The organism is Rhodococcus pseudokoreensis, assembly GCF_017068395.1.
Classification (GTDB): Bacteria; Actinomycetota; Actinomycetes; order Mycobacteriales; family Mycobacteriaceae; genus Rhodococcus_F; species Rhodococcus_F pseudokoreensis.
On the sequence record NZ_CP070619.1, the window covers coordinates 7,843,127 to 7,863,989 of the forward strand.

Consider the following 20,863-nt stretch of genomic DNA (forward strand, 5'->3'; position numbering starts at 1 on the left):
CCGGACGCACTCGTGAGCGTCGTCCTCGTCTACGTCCTGTTCATCGCCGCGGGGATCGCGGCGGGCGGCGCGTACTCCATGTGGAAGTTCAACAAACTGGCCTCGGGCGTGCTGCTTGCACTGGCGGTGCTGGCAGCCGTGGCGGGCGTTCTCAGGTTGATGTAGTGCCGGTCGCTGTGGGGGAGCGCCGCGGCCTGCTCCGCACCCGCGGTCTGCCCACCGCGATGGTGATGGGCGCCGCGGCGTTCGGCGGCTGGGCGGTGCTGCTGCCGGTGGTCCCGCTGATCGTCTCGTTGTCCGGCGGTTCGGACACGCTCGCCGGCAGCGTGACGGCCGTGTTCATGGCCGCGACCGTCGCCACCCAGCTCGGCGTGCCCCGGCTCCTGCGCAGATGGGGGCACCGCTGGGTGCTCGCCGCGGGCTGCATGCTGCTGGGGCCGCCGTCGCTGCTCCTGCTGCTCTCCACCGAGGCGATCCCGGTGCTCGCGGTGTCGGCCGTCCGCGGATCGGGCTTCGGCATGCTCACCGTCGCGAGCAGTGCGCTGGTCGCCGAACTCGTTCCGCGGCAGATGCTGGGCCGCGCGACGGGGGCGCAGGGAATCGCGGTGGCCGCCGCGCAGATGGTCGGGCTGCCGGCGGGGCTCGCGATCATGCAGCACTGGTCCGCGACCCCCGTCTTCGTGATCGGCGCTCTCATTCCCGCGCTCGCGGTCGTCGCGGTCACGCGGCTCCCCGCGATCGACGCCCCCGCGGATCGCGCGTCGCGCGGTCGCATCCCGCTCGCCGCCGTGCTGACCCCGTGGCTGTCGATCGCGATCGTGGCGGCCGCGTTCGGCGGTCTGTCCAGCCTGCTGCCGATAGCGATCTCGGAGCGGGCGTCGCTCGCCGGGGTGATCCTCGCCGTGTCGAGCGGGGCGACACTGTTCGGGCGGTACGCCGCGGGATCGTTCTCCGACCGGCTCGGGGTGGGCCGTGCCCTGATTCCCGCGCTGACGTTCGTGTGCCTCGGCCTGGTCCTGTTCGCCGTCGCCGCGGCGACAGCGGCGCCCGTGCCGCTCCTGGTGTGCGCGGCGCTGGCATTCGGATTCGGGTTCGGCGCGGTGCAGAACGAGTCGCTCGTCATGATCTTCACCGCCGCGGGGCCGACCCGCTTCGGCTCGGCGAGCGCCGGATGGAACATCGGGTTCGACGCAGGCACCGGGTTCGGTTCCCTCGCACTCGGAGCCGTCGCGTCGGCGGCCGGGTATTCCTGGGTGTTCGGGGTCGCGGCGACAGCGGTCGCGGTGGTCCCGGCCGCCGGAATGCTCGTCGGCCGCGCCCTCCGGCGTCGTTCGGCCGCCGGATAAGGTTGTGTCATGACCGTCTCCACGATTGCCGTCCTCGACTACGGCTCCGGCAACCTGCATTCGGCCACCCGCGCTCTGGCCCGGACCGGCGCGCGCGTCGAGGTCACGTCCGATCACAAGGTCGCACTCGCGGCCGACGGTCTCGTCGTTCCCGGCGTCGGCGCCTTCGCGGCGTGCATGGAGGGTCTCCGCGCGGTGCGGGGGGAACGGATCATCGGCCAGCGTCTGGCCGGCGGGCGGCCGGTCCTCGGGATCTGCGTCGGCATGCAGATCCTCTTCGAGCGCGGCGTCGAGTTCGGCGTCGAGGCGGAAGGCTGCGGCGAATGGCCCGGCACCGTCGAACGCCTGCAGGCCGATGTGCTGCCGCACATGGGCTGGAATACCGTCGAGGCGCCGGGCAACAGCACGCTGTTCGCCGGTATCGACCCCGGCACCCGGTTCTACTTCGTCCACTCGTACGCGGCCCAGACCTGGGAGCTGCCGACGCCGGAGCGGCTGGCGCCGCCCGCCCTGACCTGGGCCGACCACGGCGGTAAGTTCCTCGCCGCCGTCGAGAACGGCGCGCTGTCCGCCACCCAGTTCCATCCCGAGAAGTCCGGCGACGCGGGCGCGGAACTGCTCCGCAACTGGGTTCGCAGTCTGTGACCGAACCCGGGGACGGGCGCGGCGACCTGTCGATCGGCAGGCTCGCCGTGTACGCGATGGGTGCCGCCACCGCGGTCCTGGTCCTCGCGACCGCGATCATTCTGGGTGCTGAAACCGGGCCCCGTCCTCGGGCTGCTCGTCGGGCTGCTCGGCGTCGTCGGTGCTATCGCCGCTATGGGTTACGTGTCGAAACGCATGACCCGCAACGCCTACGGCCGCGACCCCGAGGACCCGAAGCCGGGTTCCGACCGCTGAGCGACTAGGGTTGTCGCACGTGAGCCTGGTCCTTTTGCCTGCTGTAGATGTCGTCAACGGTGAAGCTGTTCGCCTCGTCCAGGGGGAGGCAGGAAGCGAGACCGGTTACGGCTCGCCTCGTGATGCCGCCCTCGCATGGCAGAACGACGGTGCCGAGTGGGTCCACATCGTCGACCTCGACGCCGCATTCGGTCGCGGCTCGAACCGTGAACTCCTCGCCGACGTGGTGGGGGAACTCGACGTCCAGGTGGAACTGTCCGGCGGAATCCGCGACGACGCGTCGCTCGAGGCCGCACTGGCCACCGGCTGCGGTCGCGTCAACCTCGGCACCGCCGCCATCGAGAACCCGGAGTGGTGTGCCCGCGCCATCGCCAAGTACGGCGAGAAGATCGCCGTCGGTCTCGACGTGCGCCTCGTCGACGGTGAGTACCAGCTCCGCGGTCGCGGCTGGGTCACCGAGGGCGGAAACCTGTGGGAGACCCTCGCCCGGCTCGACAAGGACGGCTGCTCCCGCTACGTCGTCACCGACGTGAGCAAGGACGGCACCCTCACCGGCCCCAATCTCGAACTCCTCGCGCAGGTCTGCGCGGCCACCGACGCCCCCGTCGTGGCCTCGGGGGGCGTGTCCACCATCGATGACCTCCGGGCGATCGCCGGACTCGTCGACCGGGGCGTCGAGGGATCCATCGTCGGCAAGGCGCTGTACGCGGGGCGGTTCACCCTCCCCGAGGCGCTCGCCGCGGTCTCGGGCTGAGTTCCCGCCATGGCCCTGTCCCGCGATCCCCGGGAACTCCTCGCCGTCGCCAGTGAGCTGCTCGACGGAGTGCACGACCGGTTCGTCTCGGGGGTGGGTGCGCCCAGCGCCGTCCACAAGGGACCCGACGATTTCGCGACCGCCGTCGACCTCGAACTCGAGAAGCGGCTGACCGGCGAACTGCGTGACCGGACCGGCATCGACGTCCACGGCGAGGAGTTCGGCGGACCCGACCTCGACAGCGGCCCTGTGTGGGTGCTCGACCCCATCGACGGCACGTTCAACTATTCGGCCGGTCTGCCCACCGCGGGCACGCTGCTCGCGCTCCTCGACGACGGCGTTCCCGTTCTCGGTCTCACGTGGCTGCCGCTCGTCGGGCGGCGCTACGCGGCCGTCGCGGACGGCCCGCTGCTCGAGGGCGGTCAGCCGCTGCCGCGGCTCGGCCGCACGTCGCTGGCGTCGTCGATCGTGGGCCTGGGGGCGCTGAACATCGACAGTCGCGGGCGGATCCCCGGCGCGTACCGGCTGCAGGTCCTCGCGCAGCTCAGCCGCGTGTCCTCGCGGATCCGGATCCACGGGTCCACCGGTGTCGACCTCGCGTTCACCGCGGCCGGAATACTCGGCGGCGCGGTGGTGTTCGGCCACAATGCGTGGGACAACGCGGCCGGTGTCGCGCTGGTGCGCGCCGCGGGCGGTGTGGTGACCGATCTGGGCGGCAAACCCTGGACCGTGACGTCCGACTCGGTGCTCGCCGGAGCGCCCGGGGTGCACGGCGAAATTCTCGATATCCTCGGATCACTGGGTGATCCCCGTTCCGAGCCTTCAGGAGGGCGTACGCAATGACTCTGGCGGTTCGAGTGATCCCGTGTCTGGACGTCGATGCCGGACGCGTCGTCAAGGGCGTCAACTTCGAGAACCTGCGGGACGCGGGCGACCCCGTCGAGTTGGCGGCCGCATACGACGCCCAGGGCGCCGACGAGCTCACGTTCCTCGACGTCACCGCGTCGACCGCAGACCGCGGCACCATGCTCGACGTGGTCAGCCGCACGGCGGAACAGGTGTTCATCCCGCTCACGGTCGGCGGCGGTGTCCGCACCGTCGAGGACGTCGACCGGTTGCTGCGTGCCGGCGCCGACAAGGTGAGCGTCAACACCGCCGCGATCGCGCGGCCCGAGTTGCTCCGCGAACTGAGCGAACGCTTCGGCTCCCAGTGCATCGTGCTGTCGGTGGACGCGCGCACCGTGCCGCAGGGCCAGCCGGACACCCCGTCGGGGTGGGAGGTTACGACCCACGGCGGCAAGCGCAGCACCGGCATCGATGCGGTCGAGTGGGCGGTCCGCGGCGCCGAACTGGGTGTCGGGGAGATCCTGCTCAACTCGATGGACGCGGACGGCACGAAGGCCGGTTTCGACCTGCCGATGATCCGCGCGGTCCGCGCCGCCGTGCACGTGCCGGTGATCGCCAGCGGGGGAGCGGGCGCCGTCGAGCACTTCGCACCCGCCGTCGGGGCAGGCGCGGACGCCGTCCTCGCGGCCAGTGTCTTCCACTTCGGTGACATGACGATCGGCGACGTCAAGAAGTCCATGCGTGCAGAAGGGATCACCGTCCGATGAGTCTCGATCCGGCCATCGCGTCACGGCTCAAGCGCAACGAGGCGGGACTGTTCAGCGCCGTCGCGCAGGAACGGTCGACGGGCAATGTCCTGATGGTGGCGTGGATGGACGACGAGGCCCTCGCGCGCACCCTCGAGACCCGTAAGGGCACGTACTACTCCCGTTCCCGTCAGCAGTACTGGGTGAAGGGCGAGACGTCCGGTCACACGCAGTACGTCCACGAGGTGCGGCTCGACTGCGACGGCGACACCGTGTTGCTCATCGTCGACCAGGAGGGGGCGGCGTGCCACACGGGCACGCACACCTGCTTCGACTCGGACGTGCTGCTCGCCGCCGACTAGCACAGCGGCCCTCGAGCAGGATGTCCGTGTGCTCTCGGGCAGGATGTCCGCATGCCACTCATTCAGATCAGTCAGACGCCGGGGCTCACCGCGGAGCAGAAGCGCGCCACGATCGAGGCCGTCACGAAGGCCTACGCCGACGCGACGGGCAAGGATCCCGCGAAGGTGTGGGTGACGATCACGGAGGTGCCGCGCGACAGCTGGGGTGTCGGCGGGACGCCGCTCGGTTGAGCTGGCGGGACGCCGCTCGGTTGAGCTGGCGGGACGCCGCTCGGTTGAGCTGTGAGTGCGGTCAGGCCTTGCCGGTTCCCGCGGCGATGCTCTTGTCGAGCTGGGTGAGCATGGCGCCGGACAGTTCGGACAGTTGACGGACCTGGTCGGCGGAGAGGCCGTCGAAGATCAGTGATCGCACGGATTCGACGTGCGGCGGCGCGGCCTCGACGACCTTGGCCATGCCTTCGTCGGTGAGGACGGCGTCGGAGCCGCGGCTGCCGCGGATGCTTTCGCGGCGCACCCAGCCGGCTTTCTCCATTTTGGTGACGACGTGGGACAGCCGCGACAGCGACGCGTTGGCGCGTTGCGCGAGCAGGGACAGCTGCAGGCGCTGGTTCGCTTCGCCGGAGAGTGAGGCGAGGACGAAGTACTCGAAGTGGGTGAGTGCGGAGTCGCGTTGGAGTTGAGTGTCGAGCGCGGCGGGGAGCCGGGTGACCAGTGCGATGAGGGTGAGCCAGGCCTCCTGCTGCTCTGCGTCGAGCCATCGGGTGCCGGGCTGGTCCGGCTTGCCCTCGTCGTTGCCACTCATCGGTGGTGTCCTCCGTCCGTACGTCGATCCACTGTGCAGCGTGTCCTCAATAGTTAGCACGCCGCGGGGCCGATTCGTGCCCGGGGAATAGTTGCCGCGCCCGCATGTTGACTCCTATAGTAACTTGAAGGTTCAACATCGCGGTCGGTGACGAGTTCACTTCTTCGTCGATGCCGGACCTCGATCCGAAGGAGTCGCGATGACCAACGCCATGCCCGCCCTGTTCCTCAGCCATGGTGCGCCGCCGCTGGTGGACAGCGACCTGTGGGTGTCGCAGCTGGCGAAGTGGGCGGGCGACCTGCCGCGGCCCAAGGCCATCCTCATGGTGTCGGCGCATTGGGAATCGGCGCCGCTCACCATCGGATCCACCACCACCGGCACGCCCCTCGTCTACGACTTCGGGGGCTTCCCCGAGCGGTTCTACCGGACCACGTACGAGTCGCCCGGCGCCCCTGAACTCGCGGCGCAGGTCGTGTCCCTGATGCCGGACGACGAGACCGTGTCGCACCAGCCGCATCGCGGCCTCGACCACGGCGCCTACGTGCCGTTGACGGTCATGTATCCCGACGCCGACATCCCGGTCCTCCAGATCTCGCTGCCGACCCTCGACCCGCAGCGGTTGCTGCACCTCGGTGAGCGGCTGCGTCCCCTGCGCGAGCAGGGCGTGCTGATCGTCGGTTCCGGATTCACCACCCACGGCCTGCCGTTCCTGCGCGACCCGTCACCCGACGCGAAGGCGCCGGGCTGGTCGTCGGAGTTCGACGCCTGGGCGGACGAGCGTCTCGCCGCCGGCGACGTGGATTCGCTCATCGATTTCCGCTCGCTCGCGCCGGGCATGCCGTACGCACACCCGACGATCGAGCACTTCGCGCCGCTCTTCGTCACGCTCGGCGCGTCGAGCGACCCCGAGCAGATTCCCCGGCAGGTGATCGACGGCTTCTGGATGGGACTGGCCAAGCGGTCGATTCAGGTGGCCTGACGCGTCCGGAGGAAGGCCAGCGCCTGATCGCCGTGCGTGTTGGCGCGGAACTCGCTCGAGATGACCTCGAGCACGGTGCGGTCGGTGTCGATGACGAACGTCGACCGCTTGACCGGGGCGAGTTTGCCGAGCAGTCCGCGGCGGACGCCGAACTTCTCCGCGACGGCTCCGTCGGCGTCCGACAGCAGTGGGTAGTCGAAGGACTGCGCCTGCGCGAACGACGCCTGCTTCGCCACCGCGTCGGTGCTGATCCCGGCGCGGGACGCTCCCACCGCGGAGAACTCCGTTCCGAGGTCCCGGAAATGGCAGGCCTCGGCGGTGCAGACCGGCGTCGACGCCGCGGGGTAGAAGAACAGCACGAGGGGGCCGTCCTCGAGGAGGCTCGACAGCGATCGTTCGATGCCGTCCTGATCGGGCAGGGTGAATTCCGGTGCGAGCTGACCTGGCTTCATGGGAGCCGAGGCTACCCGCGCACGCAGACGAGACGAGTGCGCCTGGGATGATGGTTCGCATGCACGGCGAGCCCACCACGATTCCCGCACCCGAGTCCGCCGCCACCCCGGCCGACGGCGGGTCCGACTCGACCACCACACGTGAGCAGTTCCACGCTCTCGCCGCCGAACACCGGGTCGTCCCGGTGACGCGCAAGGTGCTGGCAGACGCGGAAACTCCGCTGTCCGCCTACACCAAGCTGGCGGCGAACCGGCCCGGCACCTTCCTGCTCGAATCGGCGGAGAACGGCCGATCGTGGTCGCGATGGTCGTTCATCGGCGCGGGCAGTCCCGCCGCGCTGACCGTCGTCGACGGTGAAGCCGCCTGGTACGGCAACGTTCCCGCGGGCGCACCGTCCGGCGGCGATCCGATCGCGGCGCTCGGCCAGACCCTCGAACTGCTGCGCAGCGAACGGCTGCCCGACCTGCCGCCGCTGACCGGCGGCATGGTCGGCTTCCTCGGATACGACGCGGTGCGGCGCATCGAGCGCATCGGCGAGCACGCCACCGACGACCTGCAGATCCCCGAGATGGTGATGCTGCTGGCGACGGATCTCGCGGCCGTCGACCACCACGAGGGCGCCATCACCCTGATCGCCAACGCCGTCAACTGGGACGGCACGGACGAACGCGTCGACGAGGCCTACGACTCCGCGGTCGAGCGGCTGGACCGGATGACGCGCGCCCTGTCGGCCCCGGCGTCGTCGACCGTGTCCACCTTCGCGAAACCCGCCCCCGACTACCGCCGTCAGCGCACCACCGAGGGGTTCGGCGCCGACGTGCAGAAACTCGTCGGCGACATCGAGGCCGGCGAGGCCTTCCAGGTGGTGCTGTCGCAGCGCTTCGAGATCGACTGCACCGCCGACCCGATCGACGTCTACCGGATGCTGCGCGCCTCCAACCCCAGCCCCTACATGTACCTCCTCAACGTGCCGAACGGCGACGACGAGACCGCGTTCTCGATCGTCGGATCGAGCCCGGAGGCGCTCGTGACCGTGTCGGAAGGTGTGGCCACCACGCACCCGATCGCGGGCACCCGGTGGCGCGGGCACACCGAGGAGGAGGACATCCTGCTCGAGAAGGACCTGCTCGCCGACGAGAAGGAGAACGCGGAGCACCTGATGCTCGTGGACCTGGGCCGCAACGACCTCGGGCGTGTGTGCGAACCGGGCACGGTGAAGGTCCACGACTACCGCCACATCGAGCGGTACAGCCACGTGATGCATCTCGTCTCCACCGTCACCGGTCACCTCGCCGAGGGCAAGCAGGCCCTCGACGCCGTCACCGCCTGCTTCCCGGCGGGCACCCTGTCGGGCGCGCCGAAGGTCCGGGCGATGCAGTTGATCGAGGAACTCGAACCCACCCGCCGCGGCATCTACGGCGGCATCATCGGGTACCTCGACTTCGCCGGCGACGCCGACACGGCCATCGCGATCCGGACCGCGCTGATCAAGGACGGCGTCGGGTACGTCCAGGCGGGCGCGGGCGTCGTCGCCGACTCGAACCCCGAGTACGAGGACACCGAGGCGCGGAACAAGGCGATGGCGGTGCTCAGCGCGATCGCGGCGGCACACACGCTGAAGACCCTGGGAGGCGACACGCAGTGAGCGACGCGTCGGAGCCGGCCCGGGACCCCGCGCGGGCGGGGCGCCGCCGATCGATGATCGCGGTGCTGCTCCTCGCGGTAGCCGCCGTGTGCCTGTGGGGCGCGTCACGGATGACGTGGGTGGAGGTCACCTCCTCCGACGGACTCGGCGAGGAACGCACGTCGGTGCTCGTGGGCGGCACGTGGGCGGCGGCGCTCACACCGCTGGCGCTGACCCTCGTCGCCGCGATCGCCGCGTCGTTCGCCGTGAAGGGCTGGGCCCTGCGCGTGCTGGGTGTGCTCGTCGCGGTGGTGGCCGTCGCGGCCGCCGTCCCGGCGGTGGGGTTGCTCGTGTCCGGCGCCTCCGACGACGAGGCGGCGCGGCTGGCCGAGTTGCCCGGCCGGGCCGACGTCCAGACGGTGTCCGTGCACGCCGGACCCGCTGTTCTCGTGCTGGTGGGGGCCCTGGCGGCACTCGCCGCCGCGGTGGAACTGATTCGCAGACCGCGGGTGCGGGCGGGGCTGTCCTCCAAGTACGACAGCCCCGGTGCGCGACGCGACGCGGCGAAAAAGGCCGGTGCCGATTCCGCCGACGGTCCCGTCACCCAGCGCATGCTCTGGGACGCCCTGGATGCGGGGGAGGACCCCACGGTGGAAGACAGGAAAGCCGGACCTGTCGACCAAGTTGACGGTTCGGACGAAGACCCGGGTACCCGGACGTAAACACAATCAGAGTGCCATCTAGGCTGGCTTCACCCCTGATGATGTTCCTCACATCGGGTTTCTGCCCAGAAAGGACTCGGGCCACGATGACCGTTCTCGACTCGATTCTCGACGGGGTGCGCGCCGACGTCGCCGCCCGCGAAGCCGTCCTTGACTTCGCCGCAGTCAAGGCTGCCGCTGCCGCCGCACCGCCGGCCCTCGACGCCGCGGCCGCCCTGCTCGAGCCGGGCATCGGAGTCATCGCCGAGGTCAAGCGCGCCAGCCCCTCGAAGGGTGCGCTCGCCGACATCGCCGATCCCGCCGAACTGGCCGCCGCCTACCAGGCCGGTGGCGCCCGCGTGATCAGCGTGCTCACCGAGGAGCGCCGGTTCCAGGGGTCCCTCGCGGACCTCGACGCCGTCCGCCGCGCGGTGAGCATCCCGATCCTCCGCAAGGACTTCATCGTCGGGCCGTACCAGATCCACGAGGCCCGCGCGCACGGCGCCGACATGGTGCTGCTCATCGTCGCCGCCCTCGAGCAGGACGCGCTCGCGTCGCTGATCGATCGGACGGAGTCGCTGGGCATGACGGCCCTCGTCGAGGTCCACACCGAGGAAGAAGCGAACCGGGCGATCGAGGCGGGCGCCAAGGTCATCGGGGTCAACGCGCGCAACCTCAAGACGCTCGAGGTCGACAAGAACACGTTCGGCGAGATCGCTCCCGGACTGCCCACCCAGATCATCAAGATCGCGGAGTCCGGGGTGCGCGGCACGGCCGACCTGCTGGCGTACGCCGGTGCGGGAGCCGACGCGGTGCTGGTCGGCGAAGGCCTCGTCACCAGCGGTGATCCGCGCAAGGCAGTGGCCGATCTGGTCAACGCCGGCGCGCACCCGTCCTGCCCCAAGCCGTCGCGCTGACCCCGCCCCGGCGGACCTGACCCGGACGGCGGCGGAACCCGGCCTCGAGGCAGACTGGACCTGTGACTTCACGTAATCAGGAAACCGTCTTCAAGGGTGGCAATCTGCCGACTGCCAGCGCCGGAATCGCCGAGCGTACGACGCACGACCCCGATGCCGGAGGGCACTTCGGCGTGTACGGCGGACGGCACGTGCCGGAGGCCCTGATGGCGGTGATCGAGGAGGTCACCGCCGAGTACGAGAAGGCGCGCGGCGACGAGTCGTTCCTGAACGAACTCGACCGACTCCAGCGCGACTACACCGGTCGTCCGTCCCCGATCTTCGAGGCGACGCGGATGAGCGAGTTCGCCGGTGGGGCGCGGCTTATCCTCAAGCGCGAAGACCTCAACCACACCGGCTCGCACAAGATCAACAACGTGCTCGGGCAGGTGCTGCTCGCCAAGCGCATGGGCAAGACCCGCATCATCGCGGAAACCGGCGCCGGTCAGCACGGTGTGGCCACCGCCACCGCCTGCGCGCTCCTCGGTCTGGAATGCATCATCTACATGGGCGCAGTCGACACCGAGCGGCAGGCGCTGAACGTCGCGCGCATGAGGCTGCTCGGATCGGCGGTCGTGTCCGTCGAGTCGGGGTCGAGGACCCTGAAGGACGCGATCAACGAGGCGCTGCGCGACTGGGTCACCAACGCCCACAACACCTACTACTGCTTCGGCACCGCCGCCGGACCGCACCCGTTCCCGACCATCGTCCGCGACTTCCAGCGCGTCGTCGGTCTGGAGACCCGGGTCCAGGTGCAGGCGCTGACCGGCAGGCTCCCCGACGCCGTGACGGCGTGCGTCGGCGGCGGTTCCAACGCCATCGGCATCTTCCACGCCTTCCTCGACGATCCCTCCGTGCGACTCGTCGGTTACGAGGCCGCCGGTGACGGCGTCGAGACCGGAAGGCACGCCGCGACGTTCGCGGGTGGCACCCCGGGCGCGTTCCAGGGCGCGTACTCGTACCTGTTGCAGGACGAGGACGGCCAGACCATCGAGTCGCACTCGATCTCCGCGGGCCTCGACTACCCCGGAGTCGGCCCGGAACACGCACTGCTCAAGGACACCGGCCGCGCCACCTACGAGCCGGTCACCGACTCGGAGGCCATGGACGCGCTCCGACTGCTGTCCGAGCGTGAGGGCATCATCCCGGCCATCGAGTCCGCCCACGCCGTCGCCGGTGCGCTGCGGCTGGGCCGCGAACTGGGAGAGGGCGCGATCATCGTCGTCAGCCTGTCCGGGCGCGGCGACAAGGACATGGACACGGCCGCCAAGTGGTTCGGATTGTTCGATCCGGACGACTCGACGGAGACCACCACGACTGACAAGGAAGGTTCGGCCAAGTGAGCGAACGACTCTCGCGCCTCGCCCCGACGTTCGCGCAGTGCCGCGAGGAGAAGCGCGCCGCGCTCGTCGGGTACCTCCCGGCCGGGTTCCCCACCGTGCAGGAATCCATCGACGTGTTCAAGGCGATGGTCGAATCCGGTTGCGACATCGTCGAGGTCGGCATCGCCTACTCCGACCCAGTGATGGACGGACCCACCATTCAGGCGGCGGCCGAGACGGCGCTGCAGAACGGTGTCCGGGTGCGCGATGTGTTCACGGTCGTCGACGCGATCGCGTCCGTCGGCGGCAAGGCCGTCGTGATGACGTACTGGAACCCGGTTCTGCAGTACGGCGTCGACAAGTTCGCCCGCGATCTGGCGAGCGCGGGCGGCCTCGGCCTGATCACCCCCAACCTCATCCCCGAGGAAGCCGGCGACTGGATCGCCGCGTCGAAGGAACACGACCTCGACCGGATCTTCCTCGTCGCGCCGTCGTCGACCGAGGAGCGTCTCGCGATCACCCTCGACGCCAGCAGCGGGTTCGTCTACGCCGCATCCACGATGGGTGTCACCGGCGCGCGTGACGCCGTGTCGTCGATGGCACCCGAACTGACGGCCCGCATCCGCGCCCACTCGGACATTCCGGTGGGTGTCGGACTGGGTGTCCGCTCCGGCGCGCAGGCCGCCGAGATCGCCGCCTACGCCGACGCGGTCATCGTCGGATCCGCGCTGGTCACCGCGGCGGAGAGCGGTCTGGACGCGGTGCGGTCGCTGACGGAGGAACTTGCCGAGGGCGTTCGCTCCGCTACCGTGGCGTCGTGACTTCCACTGTGGACGTACTGGCCTACATTCCGAGTCCGCCCCAAGGTGTCTGGTATGTCGGACCGGTGGCCCTGCGCGCGTACGCGCTGTTCATCATCGTCGGGATCGTCGTCGCGATCGTGTGGGGCGACCGTCGCTGGGTCGCCCGCGGCGGCGAGAAGGGCACCGTCCTCGACATCGCCATCTGGGCGGTGCCGTTCGGCCTGATCGGCGGCCGCCTCTACCACGTGATGACCGACTGGCCGACGTACTTCGGGGAGGGCGGCGATCCCGTCGACGCCCTGAAGGTGTGGCAGGGCGGCCTCGGCATCTGGGGCGCCGTGGCGCTCGGCGGTGTCGGTGCCTGGATCGGTTGCCGTCGCCGCGGCATCCCGCTGCCGGCGCTGGGTGACGCGGTCGCGCCTGCCATCCTGCTCGCGCAGGCGATCGGACGGCTCGGAAACTACTTCAACCAGGAACTCTACGGTCGCGAGACGGACGTTCCGTGGGGGCTCGAGATCTTCGAGCGCCGCAACGACGTCGGCCAGGTGTCTCCGCAGTTGATCGACGGGGTGTCCACCGGCGAGGTCGCGTTCGTGGTGCATCCGACGTTCCTGTACGAGGCGCTGTGGAACGTGCTGATCGTGATCCTGCTCGTCTGGGTCGATCGCCGATTCCGCATCGGGCACGGCCGCCTCTTCGCCCTGTACGTGGCCGGGTACTGCGCCGGGCGCTTCTGGATCGAACTGATGCGCAGCGACCACGCGAGCCTCATCGCCGGTGTCCGCGTCAACTCGTTCACCTCCGCCCTGGTGTTCGTCGCGGCCGTCGTGTACTTCTTCGCCGCCACGAAGGGGCGCGAGGATCCGGCGGAACTGCGGCCTGCCGACGGCGAACCGGTCGCGGACGAGACCGCACCGGCGGAGGGGGAGAAGAAGGTCGAGGGCACGGACGAGGACGGGAAGGCGTCCGCATCGGAGTCGGTATCGGACGACAAGGCCGCGAGCACTGCGAGTGCCGGCGGCGACGCGGGCACGAAGACCATCGACAGCAAGAAGGATGACGCGAATGACTGAACCGGGGAAAGCATCCGACGATTCCGGCACGGGTGCATCCGACGACGCACACAAGGTCGACCTGGGCAAGAGCGCGGACGGCACCGAGAACAGCAGCGACTCGAGTGTGCCGCCCGAATTCGGCTCGCCCTTCGACTACGACGCCACCGCCGAGGCCTCGCTGTCCCAGCCGCCCGCCACGTCCGACGCGACGCCGTCGCCGGGTTCGTCCGGGACGGGACCGGGCTGGGACACGTATTCGGGTGTCGGTAACGGCCCGGGCTGGGGGTCGACGCCCACCTACCCGTCGCCGGGCGGAACCGAGCCGACGGCCCCGTTCCCGAACGTGGGCGAGCCGACTTCTCCGACCGCGCCGTACTCCGGGTACGAGAAGCCCCAGCAGCCGGACGGTCCGACCTACGGGGCACCGGATCCGAATTACGGCGCGCAGTACGGGGCGGCTCCGCAATCGCCGCAGGACTACCAGCAGCCCGGGTACCAGCAGCCGGGGTACGGACAGCAGCAGGGTTACCCCCAGCAGGGGTACCCGCCGCCCGGGTATGCCCCCGGCTACAACGCGTACGCCGATCCGTCGGCGCCGTTCGGCAGGCACCCGCTGACGGGTGAGCCGTACTCGGACAAGTCCAAGTTGACCGCCGGACTGCTGCAGATCTTCCTCGGCGCGTTCGGCGTGGGACGGTTCTACCTGAACCAGCCCGGCATCGCCGTGGCGCAGATCGCCGTCACGTGGCTCACGTGTGGAATCGGCGGCATCTGGCCGCTGGTCGACGGCATCATGATGCTGACCGGCAGCGTGAAGGACCAGTACGGGCGGCCCCTGCGGGACCAGTGACGATCCCCGGAAAACGTGTGGCCCGTGTTGCTGATGCGACACGGGCCACCGTCCGTTCCGGGCCCGATTCGGCATATCTTGCCGGGTATCGGTCCTGGTAAGCTGAGCGCGCCGGGTGTATGTCCGGTAACAACCTTCACGGGCCGATGCTGTCCCGGTAGACCCCCGAAAAGCAGTTAGCGCCCGTCGTGGCGACCCCGCTAGCGGAGGCCGCCGACAGCACGTGCGGAGCGCACACACTGGTGGTCTTCCCGGCCGATGTGGAGGTATATCGGTGCTGTTCTCTCAGTTGCCCGGTCCCCAGGGCTTGTACGACCCGGGCCAGGAAGTCGATTCCTGCGGTGTCGCCATGGTCGCGGACGTGCACGGCCGCCGCTCCCACTCCATCGTCTCGGACGGACTCCTCGCTCTCGAGAATCTCGAGCATCGCGGCGCGGCGGGTTCGGAACCGAACAGCGGCGACGGCGCCGGCATCCTGCTCCAGCTCCCCACCGAATTCTTCGGGGCTCTCGCCCCGTTCGACCTCCCCGCGCCCCTGGACGACGGCAGCAGCACGTACGCGGCGGGCATCTGTTTCCTCCCGCAGGACCCGCAGGCGCGGGCGGCCGCGCAACGGCGCGTGTCCGACCTCGCGGACGAGGAGGGACTCCAGATCCTCGGCTGGCGTCCGGTGCCCGTCGACCCGGACGGTGCGGACGTCGGCGCCACCGCACGCGCCTGCGCACCGCACATGAGCCAGTTGTTCGTCGCCGCACCCGCCGTCGGCGGGATCCGGCCCGGCGGGCTCGCCCTCGACCGACTCGTCTACCCGCTGCGCAAGCGGGCCGAACAGGTCACCCCCGACATCGAGTCGGAGGGCAGCGGCGTGTACTTCCCTTCCCTGTCGAGCCGGACGGTCGTCTACAAGGGAATGCTGACGACGTCCCAGTTGGCGCGGTACTTCCCGGACCTGCGCGACCCGCGGATGGCGAGTGCGATCGCGATCGTGCACAGCCGGTTCTCGACCAACACGTTCCCGTCCTGGCCGCTCGCACACCCGTTCCGGTTCGTCGCGCACAACGGGGAGATCAACACCGTCCGCGGCAACCGGAACCGCATGCGGGCCCGCGAGGCGCTGCTGTCCAGTGCGGTGATCCCCGGCGATCTGCGCAGGGTGTACCCGATCTGCACCCCCGACGCGTCGGATTCGGCATCGTTCGACGAGGTGCTCGAACTGCTGCACCTCGCCGGCCGCAGCGTGCCGCACGTGGTGATGATGATGGTGCCGGAGGCGTGGGAGAACGACACGTCGATGTGCCCCGACCGGCGGGCGTTCTACCAGTTCCACGCGTCGCTGATGGAAGCGTGGGACGGGCCCGCGTGTGTGACGTTCACCGACGGGACCGTCGTCGGCGCCGTGCTGGACCGCAACGGCCTGCGCCCGGGACGCTGGTGGCAGACCGTCGACGGGCGGGTGATCCTCGCGAGCGAGAGCGGCGTCCTCGACGTCCCGCAGGCGGAGGTCGTGGCCAAGGGCCGGCTCGAGCCGGGGCAGATGTTCCTCGTCGACACGTCCGAGGGCCGCATCGTGCCCGACGAGGAGATCAAGATGCGGCTCGCGGCGGAGCGGCCGTACGCCGAGTGGCTGTACGCCGGTCTGCTCGAACTGAAGACGCTGCCGGATCGTCCGCACGCGCAGCACAACCACGAGTCGGTGGTGCGGCGGCAGGTGGCGTTCGGGTACACCGAGGAGGATCTGCGCATCCTGCTCGCCCCGATGGCCACGTCCGGCGGCGAGCCCCTCGGTTCGATGGGGACGGACACGCCGATCGCCGTCATGTCGCAGCGGTCGCGGCTGCTCTACGACTACTTCGTCGAACTGTTCGCGCAGGTCACGAACCCGCCGCTCGACGCGATCCGCGAGGAGATCGTGACGTCGCTGTCGCGGGTCATGGGTCCGGAGCAGAATCTGCTCGAGCCGACCGCGGCGTCGTGCAGGCAGATCGTGCTGCCGTGGCCGGTGCTCGACAACGAAGAACTGAACAAGATCATCCACGTGAACGCGGACGGCAACCATCCCGGGCTCGCCGCGGCGGTGCTGCGTGCGCTGTACGACGTGGAGCGCGGCGGTGCGGGGATGGCCGAGGCGATCGAGGAGTTGCGGGCGCAGGCGAGCGCCGCGATCGCGGACGGCTACCGGACGCTGGTGATCTCGGACCGCGACTCCGACCACACGAGGGCGCCGATCCCGTCGCTGCTCGCGGTGGCCGCGGTGCACCATCACCTGGTGCGGACCAAGGAACGCACCAAGGTGGCGCTGGTCGTCGAATCCGGTGACGCCCGCGAGGTCCACCACCTGGCGTTGCTCATCGGATACGGCGCCGCCGCCGTCAACCCCTACCTTGCGATGGAGTCGATCGAGGACCTCGTCTCCGAGGGCGAACTGACCGGGGTCGAGCACACGATCGCCGTGCGGAACTACCTCACCGCGCTCGGCAAGGGTGTGCTCAAGGTGATGTCGAAGATGGGCATCTCCACCGTCGGCTCGTACACCGCGGCGCAGGTGTTCGAGGCGATCGGCCTGGACCGCGACCTCGTCCACGAGTACTTCAAGGGCACGGTCAGCAAGCTGGGCGGCGCGGGTCTCGACGAGATCGCCCGCGAGGTCACCGTCCGCCACCGGCAGGCGTACCCGGACAACCCGGCCGAGTTCGCCCACCGGCGGCTCGAGGACGGCGGCGAGTACCAGTTCCGCCGCGACGGCGAACTGCACCTGTTCACCCCGGAGACGGTGTTCCTGCTGCAGCACGCCACCCGCACCGGTCGGCACGAGGTGTTCGCCCAGTACAGCGACGAGGTGAACCGGCTCGCCGAGGCGGGTGGCGCCCTGCGCGGCCTGTTCACGTTCCGTGAGGGTGTGCGGCCGCCGGTGCCGCTGGACGAGGTGGAACCGGTCGAGCGGATCGTCACCCGGTTCAACACGGGCGCGATGAGCTACGGTTCCATCTCCGCCGAGGCCCACGAGACGATGGCCGTCGCGATGAACAATCTCGGCGGGCGCTCCAACTCCGGGGAGGGCGGCGAGAACGTCGACCGGCTCTACGATCCGTCGCGGCGCAGCGCCGTCAAGCAGGTCGCGAGCGGGCGGTTCGGCGTCACCAGCGACTACCTGATCAACGCCAGCGACATCCAGATCAAGATGGCGCAGGGCGCCAAGCCCGGCGAGGGCGGCCAGTTGCCGGCGTACAAGGTGTACCCGTGGGTCGCGGAGACCCGGCACTCGACGCCGGGGGTCGGGCTGATCTCCCCGCCGCCGCACCACGACATCTACTCGATCGAGGATCTCGCGCAGCTGATCCACGACCTGAAGAACGCCAACGACCGGGCCCGGGTCCACGTGAAGCTGGTCAGCTCGGTCGGGGTGGGAACCGTTGCCGCAGGCGTCAGCAAGGCGCACGCCGACGTGGTCCTCATCTCCGGCAACGACGGCGGAACCGGCGCCACCCCGCTGACGTCGATGAAGCATGCCGGGGCGCCGTGGGAGATCGGGCTGGCCGACGCCCAGCAGACGCTCGTGCTCAACGGTCTCCGCGACCGCATCACCGTCCAGTGCGACGGCGGGATGCGCACCGGACGCGACGTGATGGTCGCGGCGCTGCTGGGTGCGGAGGAGTTCGGGTTCTCCACGGCCCCGCTGATCGTGGCGGGCTGCATCATGATGCGGGTGTGCCACCTCGACACCTGCCCGGTCGGTGTCGCCACCCAGAACCCGGAGCTGCGCAAGCGGTACACCGGCAAACCGGAGTTCGTGGAGGAGTTCTTCCGGTTCGTCGCCGAGGACGTGCGCCGGTACCTCGCCGACCTCGGATTCCGCAGTATCGACGAGGCCGTCGGTCACGCCGACGTCCTCGAGACCGCGCAGGGCATCGCCCACTGGAAGAACCGCGGACTCGACCTCACCCCGATCTTCGCCGTGCCCACCGGGCCCGACGGGGAGCCGCTGTCGCAGCGGCGGCGGGACCGCGATCAGGACCACGGACTGGACCGGGCACTGGACCGCACACTCATCCAGCTGGCGGAGGGCGCCCTCGAGGACGCGCACGCCGTGGAGATCGAGATGCCGGTGCGCAACGTCAACCGGACCGTCGGCACACTGCTCGGCGCGGAGGTCACCCGCCGCTACGGCGCGGCCGGGCTGCCGGACGACACGATCCGGCTCACGTTCACCGGTTCGGCCGGGCAGTCGCTCGGCGCGTTCCTGCCGCCGGGCATCACCGTCGACCTGACCGGGGACGCCAACGACTACGTCGGCAAGGGGTTGTCCGGTGGGCGGATCGTGGTCCGTCCCGCCGCCGACGTCCTGTTCGTCCCGGAGACACAGGTGATCGCGGGCAACACCCTGCTCTACGGCGCCACCTCCGGGGAGGTCTATCTCCGGGGGCGAGTCGGGGAACGCTTCTCGGTGCGCAATTCCGGTGCGTCGGCCGTCGTGGAGGGTGTCGGCGACCACGCCTGCGAATACATGACGGGCGGGCGGGTCGTGATCCTCGGGCCGACGGGGCGGAACATGGCGGCCGGCATGTCCGGCGGCATCGCGTACGTCCTCGACCTGGACCCGGAGGACGTGAACCCGACGATGGTGAAGCTGATGCAACCCGACCCGGACGATCTGGACTGGCTGCGCGGCGCCGTCACCCGGCACCACCGGTGGACGGGTTCCGCGGTCGCGGCGTCCGTGCTCGCCGACTGGCCCCGGCGGTCCGCGCTGTTCACCAAGGTGATGCCGGTCGACTACCAGCGGGTGCTGGACGCGACCCGGATGGCCAAGGCGGAGGGTCTCGACGTCGACACTGCGATCATGGAGGCGGCACGTGGCTGATCCCCAGGGCTTTCTGCACATCGTGAAGAAGGAGGCGCGCAAGCGCCCGGTCGCCGAGCGGGTGCACGACTGGAACGAGGTGTACGCGCCGCAGAGTTCCGCGGAGCGGGCCGCCGAGGTGTCCGAGCAGGCGGCGCGGTGCATGGACTGCGGAATCCCGTTCTGCCACTCGGGAAGTGCGGGCTGCCCGCTGGGCAATCTGATCCCGGAGTGGAACGACCTCGTGCGGCGCGGCCGCTGGTCGGCGGCCAGCGAGCGGCTGCACGCCACCAATAATTTCCCGGAGTTCACGGGCCGGGTGTGCCCGGCGCCGTGCGAGTCGGCGTGCGTGCTCTCGCTCGCCGACACGCACACGACGGGCAGTGTCACGATCAAGCGGATCGAACAGGCCATCGCGGACGTCGCGTGGGACTCCGGCACGGTGGTCCCCAAACCGCCGATGATCGCCACGGGACGGAAGGTCGCGGTGGTCGGATCCGGCCCGGCCGGTCTGGCGGCGGCTCAGCAACTGACCCGGGCGGGGCACGACGTCACCGTCTACGAGCGCGACGACCGGCTCGGGGGACTGCTGCGGTACGGCATCCCGGAATTCAAGATGGAGAAGGCCATTCTCGATCAGCGTCTGATGCAGATGCGCGCCGAGGGAACCCACTTCGTCACCGACTGCGAGGTCGGCGTCGACCTCACCGTGGAGCAGGTGAGCGGGAACTTCGACGCGGTCGTGCTCGCGATCGGTGCGCTGCGGGCCCGCGACAACACCACCGTCGAGGGCCGCGAGCTGAACGGGATCCATCTCGCGATGGAACATCTCGTCACCTCCAATAAGGAATGCGAAGGCGACGGTCCCGCGGACATCACCGCCAAGGGCAAACACGTCGTCATCATCGGTGGCGGCGACACCGGCGCCGACTGCCTCGGAACGGCGCACCGCCAGGGCGCGCTGTCGGTGACCCAACTGGACTACAACCCGGAGTTGCCGACGGAGCGGGACGAGGCCGCGACGCCGTGGCCGGCGTGGCCGATGGTGCTGCGCACGTCGCCCGCGCACGCCGAGGGCGGTGTCCGCCGGTACCAGGTCGCGGTGCAGCGGTTCCTCGGCGACGCGAACGGGAACGTCCGGTCCATGGTGCTCGCCGAGGTCGAGGTCACCCGTGAGGACGGCAAACGCATCATCACGCCGGTCGGCGAGGAGATCGAATTGCCTTGCGAACTAGCACTTTTCGCGATCGGCTTCGAGGGTGTCGATCTCGGTCCGCTGCTCGACGACTACGGGTTGTCGCCGACCCGGCGCGGAGCGCTCTCCTGCGGACCGGACTGGCAGACCACCGCACCCGGGGTCTTCGTCTGCGGGGACGCGCACCGCGGCGCGTCGCTCGTCGTGTGGGCGATCGCGGAGGGCCGATCCGCGGCGCACGCCGTCGACGTGTACCTCACCGGGGCGTCGGACCTCCCGTCGCCGGTGCATCCGACGGCGCTTCCGCTGGCAGTCGTCTAAATGGAGAAGGG

Annotated in this window: 20 protein-coding genes and 1 pseudogene; 19 read left to right on the top strand and 2 right to left on the bottom strand. The window is 70.0% G+C overall.

All coding sequences use genetic code 11. The features are described from left to right. The first annotated feature begins 12 nt into the window (after positions 1–12). The 9 genes and pseudogenes from JWS13_RS41080 (at position 13) to JWS13_RS41120 (ending at position 5,185) form a co-directional block, all read left to right on the top strand. Positions 13–165, top strand: a complete 153-nt coding sequence (locus tag JWS13_RS41080) for a hypothetical protein (protein WP_007297398.1) — start codon at positions 13–15, stop codon at positions 163–165. Continuing rightward, complete coding sequence (locus JWS13_RS41085; RefSeq protein WP_206010878.1) at positions 165–1,346, top strand: MFS transporter; 1,182 nt, start codon at positions 165–167, stop codon at positions 1,344–1,346. The genes JWS13_RS41080 and JWS13_RS41085 overlap by 1 nt, the downstream gene beginning before the upstream one ends. Before the next feature lie 9 nt (positions 1,347–1,355). Continuing rightward, positions 1,356–1,991 carry an imidazole glycerol phosphate synthase subunit HisH gene (hisH, locus tag JWS13_RS41090; RefSeq protein WP_185724367.1) on the top strand — a complete coding sequence of 212 codons (636 nt, stop codon included), beginning with the start codon at positions 1,356–1,358 and terminating at the stop codon, positions 1,989–1,991. Continuing rightward, positions 1,988–2,246: pseudogene (locus tag JWS13_RS41095) on the top strand (hypothetical protein). The gene hisH and the pseudogene JWS13_RS41095 overlap by 4 nt, the downstream one beginning before the upstream one ends. 19 nt (positions 2,247–2,265) lie before the next feature. Beyond that, the gene (gene priA, locus JWS13_RS41100; RefSeq protein WP_012687996.1) at positions 2,266–3,000 is read left to right on the top strand and encodes a bifunctional 1-(5-phosphoribosyl)-5-((5-phosphoribosylamino)methylideneamino)imidazole-4-carboxamide isomerase/phosphoribosylanthranilate isomerase PriA; all 735 of its coding nucleotides are present in this window, start codon (positions 2,266–2,268) and stop codon (positions 2,998–3,000) included. A 9-nt stretch (positions 3,001–3,009) separates the two neighbouring features. Further along, positions 3,010–3,843 (top strand): inositol monophosphatase family protein, encoded by an 834-nt coding sequence (locus JWS13_RS41105; protein ID WP_087556295.1) that lies wholly within the window; start codon positions 3,010–3,012, stop codon positions 3,841–3,843. Continuing rightward, entirely contained in the window at positions 3,840–4,613 is a 774-nt protein-coding gene (gene hisF / locus JWS13_RS41110) for an imidazole glycerol phosphate synthase subunit HisF (protein WP_072945236.1), read from the top strand. Before JWS13_RS41105 ends, hisF begins: the two co-directional genes overlap by 4 nt. Continuing rightward, complete coding sequence (hisI, locus tag JWS13_RS41115) at positions 4,610–4,954, top strand: phosphoribosyl-AMP cyclohydrolase (RefSeq protein ID WP_206010879.1); 345 nt, start codon at positions 4,610–4,612, stop codon at positions 4,952–4,954. The genes hisF and hisI overlap by 4 nt, the downstream gene beginning before the upstream one ends. 51 nt (positions 4,955–5,005) lie before the next feature. Then, the gene (locus JWS13_RS41120) at positions 5,006–5,185 is read left to right on the top strand and encodes a tautomerase family protein (RefSeq protein ID WP_005247502.1); all 180 of its coding nucleotides are present in this window, start codon (positions 5,006–5,008) and stop codon (positions 5,183–5,185) included. A gap of 61 nt (positions 5,186–5,246) precedes the next feature. Here JWS13_RS41120 and JWS13_RS41125 read toward each other — a convergent pair whose 3' ends face one another. Beyond that, positions 5,247–5,756 carry a MarR family winged helix-turn-helix transcriptional regulator gene (locus JWS13_RS41125; RefSeq protein WP_206010880.1) on the bottom strand — a complete coding sequence of 170 codons (510 nt, stop codon included), beginning with the start codon at positions 5,754–5,756 and terminating at the stop codon, positions 5,247–5,249. Positions 5,757–5,955: 199 nt separating this feature from the next. On the opposite strand from JWS13_RS41125, the gene JWS13_RS41130 reads away from it, so the two are divergent. Then, a complete protein-coding gene (locus tag JWS13_RS41130; protein ID WP_206010881.1) occupies positions 5,956–6,735 on the top strand; it encodes a dioxygenase family protein in 780 nt (259 codons plus the stop codon). Here the strand turns inward: JWS13_RS41130 and JWS13_RS41135 are convergent. Then, entirely contained in the window at positions 6,723–7,187 is a 465-nt protein-coding gene (locus tag JWS13_RS41135) for a peroxiredoxin (RefSeq protein ID WP_206010882.1), read from the bottom strand. The genes JWS13_RS41130 and JWS13_RS41135 overlap by 13 nt on opposite strands. A 59-nt stretch (positions 7,188–7,246) precedes the next feature. Between JWS13_RS41135 and JWS13_RS41140 the strand changes: the two genes are divergently transcribed. From JWS13_RS41140 to JWS13_RS41180, 9 genes are all read left to right on the top strand, one after another. Further along, positions 7,247–8,833, top strand: coding sequence for an anthranilate synthase component I (locus JWS13_RS41140; protein WP_192581724.1), 1,587 nt, complete (start codon positions 7,247–7,249; stop codon positions 8,831–8,833). Then, positions 8,830–9,534: a TIGR02234 family membrane protein gene (locus JWS13_RS41145; RefSeq protein WP_206010883.1), complete on the top strand. Its 705-nt coding sequence runs from the start codon at positions 8,830–8,832 to the stop codon at positions 9,532–9,534. Before JWS13_RS41140 ends, JWS13_RS41145 begins: the two co-directional genes overlap by 4 nt. 86 nt (positions 9,535–9,620) lie before the next feature. After that, positions 9,621–10,430: an indole-3-glycerol phosphate synthase TrpC gene (gene trpC / locus JWS13_RS41150; RefSeq protein ID WP_124390027.1), complete on the top strand. Its 810-nt coding sequence runs from the start codon at positions 9,621–9,623 to the stop codon at positions 10,428–10,430. A gap of 62 nt (positions 10,431–10,492) precedes the next feature. After that, entirely contained in the window at positions 10,493–11,812 is a 1,320-nt protein-coding gene (trpB, locus tag JWS13_RS41155) for a tryptophan synthase subunit beta (RefSeq protein ID WP_124390028.1), read from the top strand. Then, positions 11,809–12,612, top strand: coding sequence for a tryptophan synthase subunit alpha (gene trpA, locus JWS13_RS41160; RefSeq protein WP_206010884.1), 804 nt, complete (start codon positions 11,809–11,811; stop codon positions 12,610–12,612). The genes trpB and trpA overlap by 4 nt, the downstream gene beginning before the upstream one ends. Continuing rightward, positions 12,609–13,667 (top strand): prolipoprotein diacylglyceryl transferase, encoded by a 1,059-nt coding sequence (gene lgt, locus JWS13_RS41165; RefSeq protein WP_206010885.1) that lies wholly within the window; start codon positions 12,609–12,611, stop codon positions 13,665–13,667. Before trpA ends, lgt begins: the two co-directional genes overlap by 4 nt. After that, positions 13,660–14,499, top strand: coding sequence for a TM2 domain-containing protein (locus JWS13_RS41170; RefSeq protein ID WP_206010886.1), 840 nt, complete (start codon positions 13,660–13,662; stop codon positions 14,497–14,499). The genes lgt and JWS13_RS41170 overlap by 8 nt, the downstream gene beginning before the upstream one ends. A 274-nt stretch (positions 14,500–14,773) precedes the next feature. Beyond that, a complete protein-coding gene (gltB, locus tag JWS13_RS41175; RefSeq protein ID WP_206010887.1) occupies positions 14,774–19,357 on the top strand; it encodes a glutamate synthase large subunit in 4,584 nt (1,527 codons plus the stop codon). After that, positions 19,350–20,852, top strand: coding sequence for a glutamate synthase subunit beta (locus JWS13_RS41180; protein WP_206010888.1), 1,503 nt, complete (start codon positions 19,350–19,352; stop codon positions 20,850–20,852). Before gltB ends, JWS13_RS41180 begins: the two co-directional genes overlap by 8 nt. The last annotated feature ends 11 nt before the right edge of the window (positions 20,853–20,863 follow it).

Bases quoted from the DNA above. Each gene is read 5' to 3' on its own strand.
- hisH (WP_185724367.1), top strand. From the start codon at position 1,356: ATGACCGTCTCCACGATTGCCGTCCTCGACTACGGCTCCGGCAACCTG.
- JWS13_RS41105 (WP_087556295.1), top strand. From the start codon at position 3,010: ATGGCCCTGTCCCGCGATCCCCGGGAACTCCTCGCCGTCGCCAGTGAG.
- hisF (WP_072945236.1), top strand. From the start codon at position 3,840: ATGACTCTGGCGGTTCGAGTGATCCCGTGTCTGGACGTCGATGCCGGA.
- hisI (WP_206010879.1), top strand. From the start codon at position 4,610: ATGAGTCTCGATCCGGCCATCGCGTCACGGCTCAAGCGCAACGAGGCG.
- JWS13_RS41120 (WP_005247502.1), top strand. From the start codon at position 5,006: ATGCCACTCATTCAGATCAGTCAGACGCCGGGGCTCACCGCGGAGCAG.
- JWS13_RS41125 (WP_206010880.1), bottom strand. From the start codon at position 5,756: ATGAGTGGCAACGACGAGGGCAAGCCGGACCAGCCCGGCACCCGATGG.
- JWS13_RS41130 (WP_206010881.1), top strand. From the start codon at position 5,956: ATGACCAACGCCATGCCCGCCCTGTTCCTCAGCCATGGTGCGCCGCCG.
- JWS13_RS41135 (WP_206010882.1), bottom strand. From the start codon at position 7,187: ATGAAGCCAGGTCAGCTCGCACCGGAATTCACCCTGCCCGATCAGGAC.
- JWS13_RS41140 (WP_192581724.1), top strand. From the start codon at position 7,247: ATGCACGGCGAGCCCACCACGATTCCCGCACCCGAGTCCGCCGCCACC.
- trpC (WP_124390027.1), top strand. From the start codon at position 9,621: ATGACCGTTCTCGACTCGATTCTCGACGGGGTGCGCGCCGACGTCGCC.
- JWS13_RS41170 (WP_206010886.1), top strand. From the start codon at position 13,660: ATGACTGAACCGGGGAAAGCATCCGACGATTCCGGCACGGGTGCATCC.